This is a genomic window from Planobispora rosea, from assembly GCF_014648175.1.
Classification (GTDB): domain Bacteria; phylum Actinomycetota; class Actinomycetes; order Streptosporangiales; family Streptosporangiaceae; genus Planobispora; species Planobispora rosea.
This window is the reverse complement of the sequence record NZ_BMQP01000046.1, coordinates 42,655-60,519: the sequence shown is the minus strand read 5'-3', so window position 1 is coordinate 60,519 and position 17,865 is coordinate 42,655. Positions and strand designations below refer to the sequence as shown.

At 70.7% G+C, this 17,865-nt stretch carries 18 protein-coding genes and 1 pseudogene; 6 read left to right on the top strand and 13 right to left on the bottom strand.

Features of this window, described 5'->3' with window-relative positions; genetic code table 11:
- Nucleotides 1–298: 298 nt before the first annotated feature.
- A complete protein-coding gene (locus IEZ08_RS32525) occupies nt 299–958 on the top strand; it encodes a class I SAM-dependent methyltransferase (RefSeq protein ID WP_068923600.1) in 660 nt (219 codons plus the stop codon).
- Between the two features lie 249 nt (nt 959–1,207).
- Here the strand turns inward: IEZ08_RS32525 and IEZ08_RS39960 are convergent.
- Nucleotides 1,208–1,474: pseudogene (locus IEZ08_RS39960) on the bottom strand (hypothetical protein); the annotation flags it as partial.
- A gap of 114 nt (nt 1,475–1,588) precedes the next feature.
- On the opposite strand from IEZ08_RS39960, the gene IEZ08_RS40715 reads away from it, so the two are divergent.
- On the top strand, nt 1,589–1,825 hold the full coding sequence (locus IEZ08_RS40715; protein WP_373294395.1) for a nucleotidyltransferase domain-containing protein: 237 nt from the start codon (nt 1,589–1,591) through the stop codon (nt 1,823–1,825).
- A gap of 95 nt (nt 1,826–1,920) precedes the next feature.
- Here IEZ08_RS40715 and IEZ08_RS32515 read toward each other — a convergent pair whose 3' ends face one another.
- Nucleotides 1,921–2,382: a winged helix-turn-helix transcriptional regulator gene (locus IEZ08_RS32515; RefSeq protein WP_068928807.1), complete on the bottom strand. Its 462-nt coding sequence runs from the start codon at nt 2,380–2,382 to the stop codon at nt 1,921–1,923.
- A gap of 142 nt (nt 2,383–2,524) precedes the next feature.
- Here IEZ08_RS32515 and IEZ08_RS32510 point away from each other — a divergent pair, with 142 nt between their 5' ends.
- The gene (locus IEZ08_RS32510) at nt 2,525–3,397 is read left to right on the top strand and encodes an aldo/keto reductase family oxidoreductase (RefSeq protein WP_189243639.1); all 873 of its coding nucleotides are present in this window, start codon (nt 2,525–2,527) and stop codon (nt 3,395–3,397) included.
- 79 nt (nt 3,398–3,476) lie between these two features.
- Nucleotides 3,477–3,800, top strand: coding sequence for a hypothetical protein (locus tag IEZ08_RS32505; RefSeq protein WP_068923601.1), 324 nt, complete (start codon nt 3,477–3,479; stop codon nt 3,798–3,800).
- A gap of 159 nt (nt 3,801–3,959) precedes the next feature.
- Here IEZ08_RS32505 and IEZ08_RS32500 read toward each other — a convergent pair whose 3' ends face one another.
- From IEZ08_RS32500 to helR, 8 genes are all read right to left on the bottom strand, one after another.
- A complete protein-coding gene (locus tag IEZ08_RS32500) occupies nt 3,960–5,114 on the bottom strand; it encodes an alpha/beta hydrolase family protein (protein ID WP_068923602.1) in 1,155 nt (384 codons plus the stop codon).
- An 11-nt stretch (nt 5,115–5,125) separates the two neighbouring features.
- Nucleotides 5,126–6,523 carry a S41 family peptidase gene (locus IEZ08_RS32495; RefSeq protein WP_189243638.1) on the bottom strand — a complete coding sequence of 466 codons (1,398 nt, stop codon included), beginning with the start codon at nt 6,521–6,523 and terminating at the stop codon, nt 5,126–5,128.
- A 64-nt stretch (nt 6,524–6,587) separates the two neighbouring features.
- Complete coding sequence (locus IEZ08_RS32490) at nt 6,588–7,631, bottom strand: ABC-2 membrane transporter-related protein (RefSeq protein WP_068923604.1); 1,044 nt, start codon at nt 7,629–7,631, stop codon at nt 6,588–6,590.
- Nucleotides 7,628–8,518 carry an ABC transporter ATP-binding protein gene (locus IEZ08_RS32485; protein WP_068923605.1) on the bottom strand — a complete coding sequence of 297 codons (891 nt, stop codon included), beginning with the start codon at nt 8,516–8,518 and terminating at the stop codon, nt 7,628–7,630. Before IEZ08_RS32485 ends, IEZ08_RS32490 begins: the two co-directional genes overlap by 4 nt.
- Nucleotides 8,515–8,907, bottom strand: a complete 393-nt coding sequence (locus IEZ08_RS32480) for a GntR family transcriptional regulator (protein ID WP_084780106.1) — start codon at nt 8,905–8,907, stop codon at nt 8,515–8,517. The genes IEZ08_RS32485 and IEZ08_RS32480 overlap by 4 nt, the downstream gene beginning before the upstream one ends.
- A gap of 117 nt (nt 8,908–9,024) precedes the next feature.
- Nucleotides 9,025–9,879, bottom strand: a complete 855-nt coding sequence (locus tag IEZ08_RS32475; RefSeq protein ID WP_189243637.1) for an aminoglycoside adenylyltransferase domain-containing protein — start codon at nt 9,877–9,879, stop codon at nt 9,025–9,027.
- Nucleotides 9,880–10,159: 280 nt separating this feature from the next.
- Complete coding sequence (locus tag IEZ08_RS32470; RefSeq protein ID WP_068923608.1) at nt 10,160–10,552, bottom strand: DUF3224 domain-containing protein; 393 nt, start codon at nt 10,550–10,552, stop codon at nt 10,160–10,162.
- 122 nt (nt 10,553–10,674) lie between these two features.
- Entirely contained in the window at nt 10,675–12,891 is a 2,217-nt protein-coding gene (gene helR / locus IEZ08_RS32465) for an RNA polymerase recycling motor ATPase HelR (protein WP_189243636.1), read from the bottom strand.
- A gap of 713 nt (nt 12,892–13,604) precedes the next feature.
- On the opposite strand from helR, the gene IEZ08_RS32460 reads away from it, so the two are divergent.
- The gene (locus IEZ08_RS32460; RefSeq protein WP_068923610.1) at nt 13,605–14,147 is read left to right on the top strand and encodes a dihydrofolate reductase family protein; all 543 of its coding nucleotides are present in this window, start codon (nt 13,605–13,607) and stop codon (nt 14,145–14,147) included.
- Between the two features lie 79 nt (nt 14,148–14,226).
- Here the strand turns inward: IEZ08_RS32460 and IEZ08_RS32455 are convergent, their stop codons facing one another.
- The gene (locus tag IEZ08_RS32455; protein WP_068923611.1) at nt 14,227–14,565 is read right to left on the bottom strand and encodes an STAS domain-containing protein; all 339 of its coding nucleotides are present in this window, start codon (nt 14,563–14,565) and stop codon (nt 14,227–14,229) included.
- A gap of 251 nt (nt 14,566–14,816) precedes the next feature.
- Between IEZ08_RS32455 and IEZ08_RS32450 the strand changes: the two genes are divergently transcribed.
- On the top strand, nt 14,817–15,200 hold the full coding sequence (locus IEZ08_RS32450) for an STAS domain-containing protein (protein WP_068923612.1): 384 nt from the start codon (nt 14,817–14,819) through the stop codon (nt 15,198–15,200).
- A 203-nt stretch (nt 15,201–15,403) separates the two neighbouring features.
- On the opposite strand, the gene IEZ08_RS32445 is transcribed toward IEZ08_RS32450, so the two are convergent.
- Nucleotides 15,404–16,723 carry a tetratricopeptide repeat protein gene (locus IEZ08_RS32445; RefSeq protein WP_068923613.1) on the bottom strand — a complete coding sequence of 440 codons (1,320 nt, stop codon included), beginning with the start codon at nt 16,721–16,723 and terminating at the stop codon, nt 15,404–15,406.
- Nucleotides 16,724–16,900: 177 nt separating this feature from the next.
- The gene (locus IEZ08_RS32440; protein WP_068923614.1) at nt 16,901–17,848 is read right to left on the bottom strand and encodes a helix-turn-helix domain-containing protein; all 948 of its coding nucleotides are present in this window, start codon (nt 17,846–17,848) and stop codon (nt 16,901–16,903) included.
- Between the last annotated feature and the right edge of the window lie 17 nt (nt 17,849–17,865).

Here is a 17,865-nt window from a genome sequence, read left to right as displayed (position 1 = left end):
TCGGGAGAGACAGACGGGCACTGAGGAGCATCGGGAGCGGCTTGGCGGTGTTCCGCAGGCCGCTTGTCTCGCCCACGGTCACCTCGTCATCGGAAGTGGGCCAGAGCCCGGTTTTTTTCCGCGCGCAACATGTTGTGTGCCCGGTTGGTGTCAGTGAATACGCCCGGTCGTTGTCAGTGACGTGCGCCTGGTTGATGTCGTTGAGACCGGGGCGTCACCGATGGTCGGTGGCGTTGCTGCGCGGCGTAGCCCGCGCTCAGCCCGGGATGATGTCGGTGGCGGATGACATGATCCGTCGATGTCCGAAACCGCTGCTTCAATCGCGTCCTTCTGGGATGCCTTCGCCCCCTCCTTCGATGAGGAGGCCGACCACGGCCTGCGTGATCCCGGTGTCAAGGCCGCGTGGGCGCAGCGCCTGCGCTCCTGGATGCCGGCCTCACCCGCCGACGTCCTGGACTTGGGGTGCGGCACCGGCTCGTTGTCCCTGGTGCTCGCCGAGCAGGGCCACCGGCCGGTCGGCGTGGATCTGGCCCCGTTGATGGTCGAGCAGGCCCGGCGCAAGCTCACCGCGGCCGGCTTCGATGCCGTGATGCTGGTGGGTGACGCGAGCAATCCGCCTGCGGAGGCGGGGTCGTCCTTCGATGTGATCCTCTCCCGTCATCTGCTGTGGACTTTGCCCGACCCTGAGGGGGCGTTACGTCGGTGGATCGGCCTGCTGCGTCCCGGTGGGCGCCTGGTCCTCGTCGAGGGGCGCTGGGCGAGTGCCGAACCGGATGAGGGCCAGTCCTATGCGGTGGGATCGGAGTCGATGCCGTGGATGGGCGGGGTCGGGGCGGAGCGGCTCCTGGCGGCGCTGCGGCCGCTGGTGGAGAGCGCCCGCGTCGAGCCGCTGCCCGACCCCGCGCTGTGGGGGCGAACCGTTCAAGACGAGAGATACGCCGTCGTCGCCTTTGCGTAGCGGTGTGGGCGGCGATCTCGAAGGCCGGCATCCCGAGGCCGACAGTGATGGCCCAGCGGTCCTGGACATGGCGGAATGGAATGAACCATGGCGACGGGATTTCGCTGACATCAACTGGGCGCTCAACGATAACCGGCCGGCGGCGGACCGCCGCGCAGCAAATGCCCCGGTAGCCGGGCAGATTGCGGCTGAGGCGCGGAAGTAGCGGGCGGAGGTCTCGATGGAGGCGTGGCCGTGCAGGGATTGGATCTGGGTGGGGTCGGCGCCGCCTTCGTGCAGGCGGGTGGCGTAGGTGTGGCGCAGCAGGTGTGGGCGCAAGGACGGCAGGCCGGACAGGCGCGCGGTGTCGGCGAAGGCGTCGGGGTGCTCGGCGGCATGGGCATCCAGCCAGGTGCGGTAGGCGTGGGCCTGGCGGCGGTAGGCGCGGGTGGTGTTGGCGGCCAGCGCGCAGCGGTCCAGGTGGGCCTCGAAGGCGGCCAGCGCGGCTGCGGGATCGGCGGCGGGCCGGATCGGCACCACCGCGGCGCCCGGGCCGGCGGCGGCGTTCGTCGCGGAAGCGTCCACGGGCGGCCCTCTCCTTCTTATCCGGGGAGTTTTCCCGGCGCTGCCTCCCCGGGCCTGTGACTTTCGGTGGTGAATGACGTGGCATCGTCGCTGCTATACCCGGCCCAGGCCTTGGCCGGCACCGGCCGGATCGGCGGCCGCCGGGTGGCCTGTATCAGTCCGCAGTGGCTGGTGCGCTTCCACACCGGCTACGCAGCCGGCGCCGACGACCGGAGATCCAGGCGGGTGTCGCGGCGAGTACGGACGGCCCGCCCCCCGGGGCATGACACGATCATGCCGGCGCGCCGACCGCCTACCGCGTAGAAGCGGGGCCCTTCGCGTCGTCCACCCGGCCGTGCAGGGGCACCCACCCGTCCCGGGTGCCGGGTTTCGGACGCGCGCGCACCTGGAGACTCCAGTCAGCAGGTGCCAGCGTCGTAGTTCTCGCGGTTTGCCAGGACATCGTCCATGTGCGTCTGCGCCCAGCTTCTGAGCCCGCGCGTCATGTGGTGAAGCGAGAGACCGAGGTCGGTCAGCTCGTAGGAGACGGTGACGGGGACGGTCGGCGTCACGGTACGGGTGAGCAGACCATCGCGCTCCAGCGACCGCAGCGTCTGGGTCAGCATCTTCTGGCTGACCCCGGCCAGAAGGCGAGAGATCTCGGAGTAACGCATCGCCTTCGGAGCGTCTGCTTCTGTGGCTGCGTCTGCGTCTGCATGTGCTACGCCGGGCCGGCCGGCGCTGTTGTCTCCGCCCAGCGCGCACAGGATCAGGACGACCCACTTGTCCGAGATCCGGTCGAGCAGCTGCCGGCTGGGACATGCCGCCAGGAACGCGTTGTACTCCACCTTGGCCTGAGCCCTCTTCTGGGCCGCCTTCATCGTCGCCACTGATCACGCCTCTCACCGATGGGTGGGTTACGCACTCCAGAGTGCCTACTTCCCGACAGGAAGTTTCTCTCCAATCCTGATGCAGGGACGCCGCAGGCGCCACCCCCTCAAACGCATGACGAAAGGCGACACGATGAGCACACCCTCCCTCTCTCTTCCCGGCGGCACCTGGACTCTGGACGACCTGACCGTCACCCGGTTCGGTTACGGCGCCATGCAACTGGCCGGCCCGTGGGTCATGGGGCCGCCCGCCGATCGCGAGGGCGCCCTGGCCGTTCTGCGGGAAGCGGTCGACCTGGGTATCACCCACATCGACACCAGCGACGCCTACGGACCGCGCGTCACCAACGAGTTGATCCGCCAGGCACTGCACCCCTATCCCGAGTCGCTGCACATCGTGACCAAGGTGGGCGCGACCCGCGACGAGCGGGGCGGCTGGCCTCCGGCCCGGCGACCGGAGGATCTGCGCCGCCAGGTCCACGACAACCTCAGGTCCCTCCGGCTCGACGTACTCGATGTGGTCAACCTCCGGCTCGGCAACGCCGAAGGCCCCCAGCCCGGCTCGCTCGCCGAGGCGTTCGAGACGCTCGTCGAACTCCGGCAGCAGGGCCTGATCCGCCGCCTCGGGGTCAGCAACGCCACCGAGGAGCAGGTCACCGAGGCGCAGAGCATCGCGCCGCTCGTGTGCGTGCAGAACATGTACAACCTCGCCCACCGCCACGACGACATGCTCGTCGACCGGCTCGCCGTCGACGGCGTCGCGTACGTGCCCTTCTTCCCTCTGGGGGGCTTCACCCCGCTTCAGTCCTCGGCGCTCTCGGCGGTCGCCGCCCGATTGGAGGCGACACCGATGTCCGTCGCCCTGGCCTGGCTGCTGCAGCGATCACCGAACATCCTGCTCATCCCCGGCACCTCATCGAGGGCGCACCTGCGCGAGAACATCGCCGGTGCGGGACTCTGCCTCTCTCCTGAGGACGTGGCCGAGCTGGACCGCATCAGCCGCTGAACGCCCCAGGGCCAAGAACCGCTTGGGCTATCAGACGGCGTCAGCTGATTTCGTTGATCGCTATGGCAGGATGGATCAGATGGCTACCACCGTTGTCGAGATCCATGTCCCGTTGCGTGAGACGCCGGGCCGGGCCCGGGACGAAGACCCGTTCCCGTGGATCGAGAAGATCGAGGACTTCTTGGTCCAGATGGAGGACCAAGGGAAGGCGGAGGTCTTCGACGACGGCGAAGAGTTCGGGGACGTCTACGTCTTCTCCATCACTGGCGGAGACGAAGACGCGCTGCTGGGTGTCGCCTCTCGTGTGGCGAGCCTCGGAGAAGTGCCCAGCGGCGCCTTCGCTGTGATCACCGACGGCGAGGCCGAGGAGTTCGGACGCGGACGTCGCGTGGAGCTGCCGTGAGTGCTTCGACGTCACCCCTGGGAGAGCCGCGAAGGACCGGGCAGGGTGCAGGCCGAGCTGCCGACGGGTGACCACTCGGACGTCTCAGACGTCACCGACCTCATCTGAGGTCTTCGAGTGGGCCCGAACCCGTCAACCCGGCGCGCAACAGACGGAGCGTCAGGACTGACCGCACGCCGCAGGACAGAACCTGGCCTCGGGGTGGCGCGATGACGGTCCCTGCAGGATGGGCTGCCGCCGCGCCTTCAGATGCTGGTCGAGGAAGGCCGCCACGTAGGTGCGGGTGAGCTCGGCGGCGCGCGCCGCGTCCAGGACGCCGTAGGGAGGCTTGACGCCGAGGACGCCCGCCAGCAGCGGGCCGTCGGTGAAGGACTGGTGTTCCGCACCCGTCAGCACGATCCAGCGCTTCCACCCGGTCAGCAACTTCCAGTCGCGGTCCCACGAAGGGTCGCGGCCGCCGGGGACGTGCTGCGGCGAACCCAGGAACATGAACGGCCGGGTGAATCCGCCCTTGGGGATCCGGGCGTAGGTGGTGCCGTCCATGTCGATCCCGGCGCGCACGCGGGAGTCCTTCACCATGGCCGCCATGGCTCCGGCCCCGCCCATCGACTGGCCGACCATCGCGATCCGGGAGCGGTCGATGACGCCGGAGCCGTCCCACTCCGACGGCAGCCGGTCGAGCACGAAGGAGACGTCGGCCGCCCGGCCCTGGACCACCCCCGTGCCGAAGCCCGGGTCGGTGTCGCTGTCGCAGGCCAGGCACTCGGCGATGCGCCCGTCGGACAGGGTGGTGGCGTGACTTTCGTAGGAGTGGTCGATCCCGGCCACGACGTATCCCCGGCTGGCCAGGTCCTCGGCCAGGGACGTGAGCGTGCTCACCGGATTGGTGAAGCCGGGGGAGAGCACGACCAGCGGAAGCCTGCGCCCCGCGGGTTCGGCGTCTTGGACGGCGTTCGTCCGCGTCTTGCTCAGCGTGTCGTACGGCACGCCCGTGACCCTCTTGCCCCTGAGGAAGAGTTCCGACTCCTTCGGCGTCATGTACGGCGCCCGCCGCCCATCCCGCCGCTCGGTCGGATACCACAGGGTGACCTTGAGCTCTCTGGCGTCGGCGTCGAGGTTCCAGGGGTCGGGGCGGGAGGTGTCGGTCAGGTGCAGGGCGGTGGTGCCGACCGGACGAGGGCCGGTGGGGACGGGCAGGGTGGCGGGGCCGGTCGGCGTGGCCTCCACGCCGGCGGGCCTGGGCGGGGTGGGCGCGGTGCAGGCGGACGCGGCGAGGACGACCAGTCCCGCGGCGACTGCCAGGAGCTGTCTCATCGGGGGTCCATTCACTCGTGCAGCAAGGTCAGGGCCTTGGCCAGCGCCGGGTCGCGCCCGGCGGCCGCGTCCCGCGGGGTCAGGGGGACGTGGTGGTCGGGAGGCACGCCGATCCGGTTGATCACCTCGCGGTTGGGCCCGAGGTGGTGCTTGGACGGAAAACCCAGCAGGGTGTTGTTGCTCAGCAGGTAGGAGGAGGCCGGGCCGGAGATGGTCCCGGCGGTTCTGGTGCCGACTATCCGGCCGAGGCGCAGGTCCTTGACCGCGGCGCTGAAGTGCTCGCAGGCCGAGGCGCAGCCGCGGTCGGTGAGCACCACCAGCGGCAGGCCGAGCAGCTCGACGGTGTCGTCGGTCCGCGTGGTCTCGCATTCGTTGTCCACGGTGCACTGGTAGGCGGTGACCGCGCCGTGGACGAACCCGCTCACCAGCCGGGTCGCCTCCGTGGGGCTGCCGCCGCCGTTGCCGCGCAGGTCCAGCACGACGCCCGACAGCGTCCGGCCGGTGCGCATCCGCTGGACTGCCGTGAAAACCCTGTCGGCGGAGTCGGGGGCGAACCCGCGCAGCCGTACATAGGCGATGTCGTCTTCCAGCAGCTTCGGCTGCACCACCCGCAGGCCGGCCGGGTCCTGCGGGTAGAGACCGGGCCTGAGCGTCACGTTCCAGCGGCGGCCGGTGCTCTGCCGCAGCAGGCGCAGCCGGACCGGGCTCGCTTCGGGGTACTCGGGGTAGAGGGCGGCGATGGCGGGGGTGGCCTCGCCGCCGACGAAGGGCGCCGAGCCGTTGATCGATTCGATGATGTCGCCGGGGCGCAGCCCGGCGGCCTGCGCGGCGCCGCCCTCCACGGCGGTGACGTACAGCGGGGGGAGCGCGGCGCCGGGGGTGCCGTTCGCCTGGAGGCCCAGGCCGTAGCCGTCGCCGTCGTAGGAGTCGGGCGGCCGTTCGATGTCGTGCGCCCAGCGGGCGTGGTTGTCGTCGAGGGCGGCCACGACGGCCTTGAGGGTGACGACGGCCAGCTTGTCGCGGAGATCGGGGACCTGGTCGGTGACCTTGCGGTAGACGGCCTCGAAAGCGGTCCAGTCGGCCTTCCTGTCACCGGTCAGCGCAGGCATGGTCGCCTCGGGCACGTCGCGTCCGTTGCGGTTGAGCTCCTGCGTCAGCGCCAGGAATCCGGCGGTCAGCAGCGCGCGGGCGTCCAGTACGGCGCCGCTGTAGTAGCGGTCGAGGATGCAGAAGTAGGCCTGCTCGATGACGTCGATCGTGGTGGGCGTCTCCGCCCCCAGGGGCCCCGCGGGCCGCGCGCAGGCCGTACCGGCTGCCGCGCTCGCCTGGCTGCGCGGCGGCGCCGGTGCCGTGCAGGCCGCGGCCAGGAGCAGCGCGAGCCCGGCGGCCGCGATCCTGACGGCGGTCATGGGCCCTCCTTCGCCGGCCTCGTGACCGGAGCGCGGTGTCTGCCGGTGACCTCGACAGGCCCGGTCATGTCAGCCGCCTCCTGATCCACCGGAAGCAGAACCACGTCAGGCCCAGAGCGAGCACGGCGTAGATGCCGGTCTCGATCCACTGCAGGGGCCAGAAGCGTTCGAGGGGCTGGTAGGTCGCCTTCTGCCGGTAGCCGAGCCGGTTGACCTCGGCCGGGCACCCGTCCGGTGATCCCGCCGCCGGCGCGCAGGGCCCCGACGTGGTGGGGACCCCCGTGATACGGCCGTCCGCGCCGCTGGCGGCGACCGTGCGTCCGGACGGATCGACCAGTTCGCTGGACAGGACCCAGGCGCCCGCGTGCCCAGGGATCGCCGAGTTCAGGCGGATGTCGAAGGTGCCGTCGCGGTTGATGCCGAAGCCGTCCACGTTCTCCCGGCCGATCTCGAAGGCCGAGGTGACCGGAGGGATCAGGTGGGGCCGGACCAGCAGCGGCATGGCGAGCTGGATCGCGAGGAAGGCGACCAGGGTGAGGGCCATGGCGGGCAGGGTGCGGCGCACCAGCATGCCCACGGTCACCCCCAGGGTGAAGGCGAAGGCCGCGTACCCCAGGGGAGCGATCCCTCGCGCGCTGAACACCAGGGGGGCCATGAGCGCGAAACCCTCCCGGGCGGACTGGTCAAGCGGGCCGGACCACCAGGTCACCGCCAGCCCGGTCACGCCTGCGGCGGCGACGGCGATCAGACCGGTGAAACCGAGTTTGACCGCCAGCCAGCGGGTCCTGGTGATGCTCTGGTTCCACACCAGCAGGTGCGTGCCCGCCTCCAGCTCCCGGGTGATCAGCGGCGCCCCCCAGAAGAGCCCGATCATGGCGGGCAGGATCAGTACGATGAGGATGCTGGCCAGGAAGGGGATCTCGTAGTCGTCGAACAACTGGTCGTAGAAGCCCAGGCAGTCATCGCCGCGCGTGCAGGCGGCGAGCCCGCCGGCGTAGTCGGCGGCCAGCTGTGAGCCGGTCGGGACCAGGACGGCGGCGAGTATCACGAGCAGGACCGCCGTCATCAGGGCGGCGCCGCGGAGCTGGCGCCAGGTCAGCCAGATCATCGCTGGACCTCCAGAAGTGCTCGCCGGTCGGCGGCGGCGGGCTTGTCCATGTAGGCCAGGACGAGGTCCTCCAGGCTGAGCCGGGTGACCGTCCAGGCGGGGTCGTGGACCGGGGCGTCGGTGCGGACCACGTAGGTGCTCTGCCGGTCGGTGTGGCGCGCGCAGACCACGTGCTGGCCGGCGGGGAGCCGGTCGGGGGCGCGGCGCGGACCGGTGAGCCGATGGTGGGTGGCCAGCAGCCTGTCGGTCTCTCCGGCGATCTGGACGCGCGATTCGACGAGGACGACCAGGTAGTCGCAGATGCGTTCCAGATCGGAGATCAGGTGGGAGGAGAGCACGACGCTGAGCTCGTGCTCGACGGTGGCTTCCATCAGACTCTGCAGGAACTCGCGGCGGGCCAGCGGGTCCAGCGAGGCCACGGGCTCGTCCAGGATCAGCAGCTCGGGCCGCTTGGCCAGGCCCAGGGTGAGGGCGAGCTGGGCGCGCTGGCCGCCCGACAGCTTGCCCGCCCGCTGGTTCGGAGCGAGACCGAGCCGCGCGATGCGCTCCCGTGCCATGGCGGCGTCCCAGCGGGGGTTGAGCCGGGCTCCCAGCCGCAGGTGCTCGGCGACGGTCAGTCCCGCGTAGGCGGGGGTGTCCTGGGCGACGAAACCGACCCTGGCGAGCTGCGCGGGACCGGCTGCGGGCCGGCCCCCCAGCACGGTGATGCCGCCGGACGTCGGTTCGAGCTGGCCGGCGGCCAGCTTCAGCAGCGTGGTCTTGCCGGCTCCGTTGGGGCCCACCAGCCCGACGACGTGTCCGGCCGGGATGTCGATGGTGCACTCGCGCAGCGCCCAGCGCTTGCCGTACCTCTTGCCCAGTTCATGGGCCTGTAAGACAGAAGTCACGCTATGTCCTCCTGAGCGGTGGTCCGAAAGGTGGTCATGAAGAGGGCCTCGATGCTCTCGTCGTCGAGCCCGGCCCGGCGGGCCTTGGACAGCCAGCGCTGCAGGTCCAGCCGGAGCGGGCCGTGCGCGGCCAGCGAGGTGTCGGTGAGCGTCTTCGTCACGAACGTCCCCACCCCCGGCCGGGCGGAGGCCAGGCCCTCGTGCTCGAGTTCCCGATAGGCCTTCAGGACGGTGTTGGGATTGATCGCCAGTTGCGCCACGACCTCCTTGACGGTCGGCAGCTGGTCACCCTCGCGCAGCAGGCCGAGCCGGAGCGCGTGCCGTACCTGCTGGACCAGCTGCAGGTACGGCGAGACGCCGGACTTCGCGTCCAGATGGAACTCGATCACCGGTCTCTCCATTTATCTAGTGTCCTAGTACTTTAGATACTTGCATATAAGGAAACGGTTAGGCAACGGGTACGCCCCGGGTCCGCGCAGCGGTGCCCGGGGCGTACCCGTTGCCGGTCACATGTCCTGACAGTGCCGATCCGCGCTCGCGATCACATCGCGGACGAACTCGCCGACCAAGCCGGGCAGCCTGCGTGGGCCGGTCGCGTACGCGTCGGCACCGACGGGCGCCGGCAGCCCGAGACGCCGGGCCAGCGCCAGACGGATCAGCGGGTGCCAGCGCGCCTCGAAGGTGTCCAGCGCGTACTGCGCCGCGGCCTCCTTCGAGATCACTTCAGTCGTCACGATCGTGTGATGCAGCCGGGGAGGGGACAGCACGGTGGACAACGCCACCCGGTGAGCCGGCAGCAGCGGCTTGCGCGGAGGTCTGCCCGACGACGCCTTGCCGGCCCAGGCGGCGAAGTGGCCGTGCAACTGCTGCAGGTTCCACTCGCGAAGCTTGTCCGGCTCCGGATCGAGGCCGAGTTCGTCCGGGGACGGGCCTCGCACCGTGACGCCCTTCTCCGCGAGCACTTTCCACACCACCGGATTCACCTCGAACCCCCGCCCCCGTTCGAGGGACGGGCCGCTGTGCGAGGCGACCGGGCGGATCTGCGTGACCGGCTCGCCCAGATCACTCGCCGCGACGAAAACACCGTTCAGCGTGCCGGGGATGGCAGGCCGGGCCCGGACCAGGGCCTGCCAGACTGCTGGCACGTTACCGGCCTTGTGCAGCAACGCCAACCGGCGCACATCCCGTTCGCCGAGGTCGCCATCCACTGCGGCGACGAAGTCGATGTCGCTGACCCCGGCTCGCCAGGCGCCCAGCGCGACCGAGCCGACGACGTAGAACCCGCGGATCCATCCCGGCAGCAACCGGTCGGCCATGGACAGATAATGGGAAATCGCGCGTGCCGCGCTGTTCGGAAGCATGGGGCAGAGGCTTCCGCAACCGACGTCACGCCGTGACGCGATCGGCTCAACCGGCTGGTCCGGAACCGGCTGACGGCGGATTCCCGGCGAAGGGCGCCGGTGGGGGATCGAGGACGCCTTCTCGGGGGCGAGGCCTTCGCCCCGCCCCCCGGATGGGGCGCTGCGCGCTCGTCCGCTGCCCAGCCCCCCGGCGGAACGTCCCGCTACGCCGGGGGTCATGGCGGAACCGGCCCGGCCCCGCCGGGCCGCCTGTGTGAACTGCCGCAGATGCCGGCGATCCTCACCCCAGCTCGTAATCGAGGTGGAAGGAGTGCCGGCCGTCGTCGTTGACGATCTGGCCGCCGCCCCGGATGCCGGTCAGCTCCCCGGTTCCGGAGGTGGGAAGGATCGTCCAGCTGAGAAAGGACTCCTCCGCGTGGGCGGTGGCCGTGTGATGGAGAACGAAGCTGCCCTTGCGGCCGTGGACGGTTCCGATGAAACGCTCAAAACCCACATAAGCCGCCGAGCTTTCCGTCTGGCCCGTCGCGGTGATGATGTCGGTGGTGCTGGTGCCCTCCAGGTCGCCCCGGAAGGTTTTGGCGAGGTGGACGCGGGTGAGCGTGGCGCCCTCACGCTCGTCGTAGGGCTCGGGCTGCCAGCTGTCGATGGTGAAGGTGCCGGTGGCGCGGGGCATGGGGGTTCCTTCCTCTCGTCGTGGAGGCTTCCAGCCTCCCCCTCATCCCTGTCACCTGATGTCAGGTACATGGGTGCAGGGTGCCGACGCCGGGCAGGCCGCCCGCCTTCAGGAGACCGGCGTCAGGAGCCCGTGAGGATGACGAGTTTCCGGGTCGCCCGGGTCATCGCGACATAGCGGTCGACCGCTCCCTCGATGCCGCCGCCGAACCTCTCCGGGTCGACGAGGACCACCAGGTCGAACTCGAGTCCCTTCGCCAGTTCCGGGGTCAGTGACCGGACGCGGGACGTCGGCCGGAACGCGGGATGACCGATGACGCAGGCGATTCCCTCGGCGTTCTCGGCGAGCCAGGCGTCGAGGACGGCGTCCAGGTCCGAAGCGGATCCGTGGACGACGGGCACGCCGCTGCTGCGGATGGAGGCCGGCACGTTGGCGTCCGGGAGCGCGGCCCGGATCACCGGTTCGGCCTCCGCCATGACCTCTTCCGGCGTCCGGTAGTTGATGCTCAGGGAGGCGAGGTCGATCCGGTCGAGTCCGATCCGTTCGAGCCGTTCCCGCCACGACTCGGTGAACCCGTGCCTGGCCTGGGCACGGTCCCCGACGATGGTGAAGCTCCGGGACGGGCAGCGCAGCAGCAGCATCTGCCACTCCGCGTCGGTGAGTTCCTGGGCCTCGTCCACGACGACGTGGGCGAACGGGCCGGCGAGCAGGTCCGGGTCGAGGGCGGGCAGCTCGGACTCGTCGACCAGATTGCGCCGCAGATCCTCCCGGCGCAGCTGCGTCACGAGGCCTTCGCCGTCGTCGTCCGCCTCGATCAGGTCGTCGACGACCTGGGCCATGCGTTCACGCTGAGCGTCGAGAGCGGCTTGCCGGCGGCGCCTGCGCCGTGCCGCCTCCGGGTCGCCGAGCCGCTGCCGTGCGGCGTCCAGGAGCGGCAGGTCGGACACCGTCCAGGCCTGGGCGTCCTCGCGCTGCAGTCTCCGTACCTCGTCGGGGCTGAGCCAGGGGGCGCACATCCGCAGGTAGGCGGGTACCGACCACAGGTCTCCGACGAGATCGGCCGCTTCGATCAGCGGCCACGCGCGGTTGAAGGCCGTGAGCAGTTCCCTGTTCCGCAGCAACGACCTGCGGAGCAGGTCGGCCGGGGCGTCGTCTTCCTGGCACTCGACAGGCTCGATCGGCCCGGAATCGAGAGCGAGCTCTCGCTCCTCTCGTTTCGACCGCCTGTGCTTGTCCACCAGAAGCGTGAGCAGCTCCTCCCAGATCTGGTCGCGCGCCTCGTTGTGCGGAGTACCGGGATCCGGTGCCTGGAACGCCTCGGCCCAGTCGTCGGCGCTCAGCCAGACGTCGTCCCAGGGGGTCGTCACCGTCATCCCCTTGGCGGGCGGGTTCTCGTAGAACCGGACGGCCGGCTCGACCGCCCGCACCAGGTCCGCGGACGCCTTCAGGCGGGCCACGTCCGGATCGGGCTCGACCGCCGCCGTAGCCCCCTCGGCGACGAGGTCCCGCAGGGTGCAGGTCTGCACGCCCTCCTCTCCGAGGCTGGGCAGGACGTCGGCGACGTAGGACAGGTAGGGCTGGTGCGGGCCGACGAACAGCACGCCGCCCCGGTGATGACCGAGGCGGGGGTCGGAGTAGAGGAGGTAGGCGGAGCGGTGCAGAGCGACGACGGTCTTGCCCGTACCCGGACCTCCGTCGACGACGAGGGCGCCGCGGGACCCCGCGCGGATGATGGCGTCCTGGTCGGCCTGGATGGTGCCGAGCACATCCCGCATCCGGGCCGACCGGTTGCCGCCCAGGCTGGCGATGAAGGCGGACTGGTCGTCGAGCGCGGCATGGCCTTCGAGCCCGTCCGGGATGAACACCTCGTCCCAGTAGTCGCTGATCCGGCCACGGGTCCAGCGGTACCGGCGACGGCTCGCCAGGCCCATCGGGCTGGCGTGGGTCGCACCGAAGAACGGCTCGGCCGCGGGGGAGCGCCAATCGAGCAGCAGGCGGCGGCCCGCGCTGTCCGTGAGGCCCAGTCGGCCCACGTACAGCGGCTCGGGGCCGTCCACACCGACCATGCGGCCCAGGCACAGGTCCAGGCCGAAACGGCGCAGAGTGCGCAGCCGGGCGGTCAGCCGGTGGATCTCCAGGTCCCGGTCCAGCGCGGCCCGGCCCGCGCCGCCCGGAGCCCTGCGCTCGGCATCCAGGCGGTCGGACAGATCGGTGATCGCCTGTTCGAGGCTCTCCGCGATGGCGGCGAAATGCTGCTCGTCACCGGCGATCAGCGCCGGGTCCGCCTTGGCGGCGAGCCGGTCGGGAAGGTCGAACACGTCGATGGTCAAAGGGCTCACGTCATCGGCTCCGATCTGAGGTGGTCGAGGCGCTCTCCCCGCTCGGCGGTCCCGCGTGGTCCACGCGGGCACCGGGGCCTTTCTCCGGGCGATCACGTCGGGCAGCGGCGTCACGGCCACCTCCGCGTCCCCCGTTTCCGCAGGCACTGGCCTCGGTTGACGATTCTGCGGCACGACCCGGGTCTTGCCGCAAGCCCCCCGGTGCGCTATAGGTTGAGAGTGGAGAGGAGTGGACGTCCTCCTTCCCGACGTGCTTCCTGACGTGCTTCCTGACGTGGTGGTTTTCGATGTCACGCCTCCGCTTCGGCGTCACACCTCCGTGAGGACCACCAGATGCGCTCGTCCGACAGGACTTCCAGCCCGCTCGTGGTCCTCTCCCTGAGCCCGGGTGCGCGGCCTCGCCGAGGATCTTCCACCATGGTCGATGCGGCGTGGTCGGTACGGCGTCTCCACACATCGCCGTCCCGTTCCCTTCCGGGCGTCGGGCACGGTCTCGGCGAGGGGGCGAAGTCGTCGTTCGTCCGGTCTGGCGTCGAACGCGCGGCATGGCACCGCTCTGACCAGCGGTGAGATCGGATGAGCCGCCTGTGGTCATCACGAAAGGAAACGGCAAACAATCCGGAAACGGGCTCCGCCATGCTGAAGCCACAGAAAACCGCAGGCCGGGCGAGACCCCTCACCGGCCTCAACGCCGGGCTGAAGGAGAGAAACCCATGCGCAAGCTCATCGAGTCGACCTTCGTGACGCTGGACGGAGTCATCGGGTCGCCGGAGAAGTGGGGCTCGCCCTACTGGGACGAGGAGCACTCCGGGTACGCCGACGCCCTGTTCTCCTCCTGCGACGCCCTTCTGCTGGGACGCGTGACGTATGAGGCGTTCGCAGGCGTGTGGCCGAAGATGGAGGCGGCCGGCGACGCGGACGCGGCCCGGATGAACGCCCTGCCCAAGTACGTCGCCTCCCGGACCCTGACGGAGACCACGTGGAACGCCACCCTCATCGAGGGCGACGTCGCCGAGGAGGTCGCCCGGATCAAGGAGCTGCCCGGCCGGAACATCCTGAAGTACGGCACCGGCGAGCTCGACCGGGTGCTGCTGGAGCACCAGCTGGTGGACGAGTACCACTTCTGGATGTTCCCCGTCGTCGCCGGGGGCGGGCAGCGCCTCTTCGACGGGATCGACACGACCCATCTGAAGCTGACGCGATCCACGCAGTTCGCCTCCGGCATCGTGGTGCTCGTCTACGAGCCGGGGCGGTAGGCCGGGCCCGCCGTTCGCATGGAGACCGCTGGGCGCACGGCGTGACGCGGTGTCTGCATTCCCGCGCCCGCGGGCGGGTTCACCGGTCGAACATGATCTCCAGGCCGGCGTCGTGGGGGAACAGCTCGATCAGCTGGGTCAGCCTCAGCAGGCGGTTCAGATAGCCGTGGACGTAGGCCAGGCGCAGAGACCCGCCGGCTGAGGCGGCCTGCCGCTGGCCGGCGATCAGGGCATGCAGGCCGCGCGAGTCGCAGAACCCCAGCCGGGCGACGTCGACGACCAGGTGGGTGCGGCCGCGGGCCAGAGCCTGGGCGATCGACTGCTGCAGGCGGTCGACTGTCAGGATGTCGAGCTCGCCGTCCAGGGTGAGCGTCGTGACAGCCGGATGATCGGTGGTGGTGATCGAAAGGAAGGTCATACGGGGGTTGCCCCCATCCCAGCGGTTATAGGCTGCGCCAACCGGCAGATCACCGGTCGGCGGTAACCGCTTCACCCCCTACGGTAGGCGCAGAGCGGCCCCCAAGGAGAATCCAACGGGATTTTGGCGGTGGAGAACCGTTCCCGGGCGCACCGTGATTCCGTCCCCGGCCCCACGCCGAAGACGTGTAGGTAGCTGATGAGCTGGTAGGAAAGGGGGATGCCTGTCCTGTTCCCCGCGCCCAGTCCGCGATGAGCGCGCGTATCGGCCCCGCCCACGGCCGCCCGTTCTCCGTCTCCCCGGTCCAGCACGGGGCCGTGACGGTCGCCCACCTCACCGGTGAGCTGGATCCCAGCACCGTGCCGACCCTGCGTGAGGCGGTGGAGCCGCTGTGGGAACGCGCGGATGTGGCCGCGGTGGTGCTGGACGCCGCCGGAGTCACCTTCTGCGACTCGACCGGCATCAGCGCCCTGATCGGCATCCGCAGGCAGAGCCAGGCCGCGGGCAAGCGGCTGGTGCTCAGCGGCGTGCACGGCACCCTGGCCCGGTTCTTGACGATCACCGGCCTGCGGCAGGCGTTCGAGATCCACGACAGCGTCCAGCAGGCGATCCGGGCCGCCTCCCCGGGCGCGTAGCCTCCCGCGAAGAGCCCGGGTGGATTCCGCCTGCAGTGCCGCCTGAGTCGTCCGGTCGAGCGGGCCGGGGACGGCGGACCGGTCGAGTGGGCCGGGGACGGCGGACCGGTCGCCGTCCCCGGGCCGGGTGGCGGTCAGTCCGCCGAGGACCGGTGTGGAGGTGCTGCCGGACCGTCCTCGTGGCGCCCACGCGGTCGCGGCGATCAGGCGGCCTCGCCGCGAGCGATGTAGACCCTCATGTCGGTGAAGTCGAGGGTGACGTTGTAGGGCTTGTAGAAGCTGTGGGAGAAGTGGGCCAGCACGTCGAATCCTTCGCGGGCCGGCGCGCCGGGCCCGCCCGCGTAGCAGTAGACGTCGTTGGCGGCGGCGTTGCCGAGCCGGACCTCCCTCGGGTAACAGGGGTAGGCGGTGAGGAACCGGCCTCCGGCCGAAGTCTCCACCGGGCGGTCGTAGTCGGTGCGGATCCGCAACCGCCTGGCCGTTTCCTCGGTCATGCCGGCGGCCATTTCGCCGGTCCCGCCGATGTTCAGTGCCACCACCCGTTCGCCGGAGCCGGCGACGCTGCCCCTGCTGAACAGCAGGTGCTCGTGGGCCAGCCACAGCGGCAGGGGCTCGGCGCCCGACCGTTCGGCGGCGGCGCGTGCCTTGCGGGCTGTTTCGGGGGTTCTGGGGCGCAGGATCAGCGACCGGCCCGCGTAGTCGATGGTGGTCAGGAAGTGGTACAGGATCCACGTACCGATCATGCCGTCCCCCGACCCCGGATCGTCCTGTGCGTCCGACCAGGCCACGGGGATGTTGCGCAGCTCGATGCCGCCGAGCTTGAAGGAGTCCAGGATCCCGGACCAGTACGTCATGGTTCTGCCCTGATATTCGAACTTGTCCACGGTCACGGCGACCAGCCCGGCTTGCTTGGCTGCTTTCTGTGACACGGCCAGCTGCCCGACGCGGGTGTAGAACGAGAGGCTGATCGGCGGTCCGCCGTTGAGTGAGGCCTCCAGCAGCGGCATCGGGTCCATCTGCTGCCATCGCACCCGCGCGATGTCGCCGTGGATCCGGTACGGCTCCCCGCGGAACGCCGCGAACAACTTGGCGTAGCTCTCCTCGCCGGCTGCCCGCCAGTGCGGTGCGGCGAGGGGGAATTCGTCCTGCCGGGTGTAGCAGTCGGCCAGCAACCCGTTGGCGTCCTTGTCGTCAGGCGCCAGCTTGAGGGCCGTCTTGAGGTACTTTTCGGCGTCGGGGAACCGGTTGGACAGCAGCCCGACGTAGCCGCGCCGGCGGGCCGCGTGCACGTTGTCAGGATCCTTTCTCAGGATCTCCTCGTACGCGCGACCGGCCTGCTCGAACTTCCCGGCCCTGAACAGCGCGTCCGCGTCACCGCTGCCGACGAGCGCCGTGGCCGCCTCGCCGCTGCCGGCCAGCGCCGTGGCCGCCTCGCCCAGCAGCGGCACGGTCGCGGCGGCCCCGGCCACCACGGCGGCGCCCCTCAGCAGCGAACGCCGGTTCCATCGCCTGTCATCAGCCACGCCATCTCCTTTTCGCGAGGACCTTCACCGCGACGGGCCGCGGCCGGGGCCGCCTGGACGGTCGGCCCGTTCGGCATCCACTGTCGGCGGGCCGCGTCCCCGCCTCGTCCGCGCCGTGTCATGGTTGCGTCACGGCCGCGCCGGCGGCGACCGCCGCCGGCTGCCCGGCCGGCGAACTCACGCCCGGAACGTCCGGCGGTAGGTGTCCGGCGGTACGCCGATCGTGCGGTGGAAGTGGCGGCGCAGGGTCGCCGCCGTGCCCATGCCCGCGGCCGAGGCGATGACGTCGATGCTGTCGTCGGTGGTCTCCAGCAGTTCCTGCGCGCGGCGGATCCGCTGCGTCAGCAGCCACTGCAGCGGGGTGGTGCCGGTCGCCGAACGGAAGTGGCGGGTCAGGTGGCGTGAGCTCATGTTCGCCTGGCGGGCCAGGTCCTCCACGGTGAGCGGCTGGTCCAGCCGCCGCATCACCCAGGGGAGCAGCCCGGCCAGGGGATGGTCGTCCTGGGCGGGCACCGGCGTGGTGACGAACTGCGCCTGGCCTCCGGCCCGGTGGGGCGGTACGACCAGGCGGCGGGCGACCACGTTGGCGACCGCCGAGCCGTGGTCGCGGCGGACCAGGTGCAGGCACAGGTCCATCGCCGCGGCCTTGCCCGCGGAGGTGAGCACGCTGCCGTTGTCGACGTAGAGCACGTCCGGGTCGACCTCCACCCGGGGATAGCGCGCGGCCAGTTCCCCCGTGTGGGCCCAGTGCGTGGTCGCGCGCAGCCCGTCCAGCAGGCCGGCGGCGGCGAGCACGAACACGCCCGTGCACAGGGAGACGATCCGCGCGCCCGACTCGTGGGCCGCGCGCACCGCCTCGACCAGGTCGGCCGGCGGGTCCTCGCCGACGTCCGCCAGGGCGGGGACGATCACGGTGTCGGCGTGCGCCAGCCCGTCGAGCCCGCAGTCCGGCTCCAGCAGGAACCGGCCGACCCGGACGGCGTGCGTGCCGCACACCAGGACGTCGTACCAGGGGCCCGGCAGGGCGGCCGGGACGGAGCCGAAGACCTCGCAGGCCAGCGCCAGCTCGAAGTGGAGCATTCCGTCGGTGGTGGCGACCGCCACAGAGCGGGGGAGAGGGCTCATGTCGGGAATTGTACGGG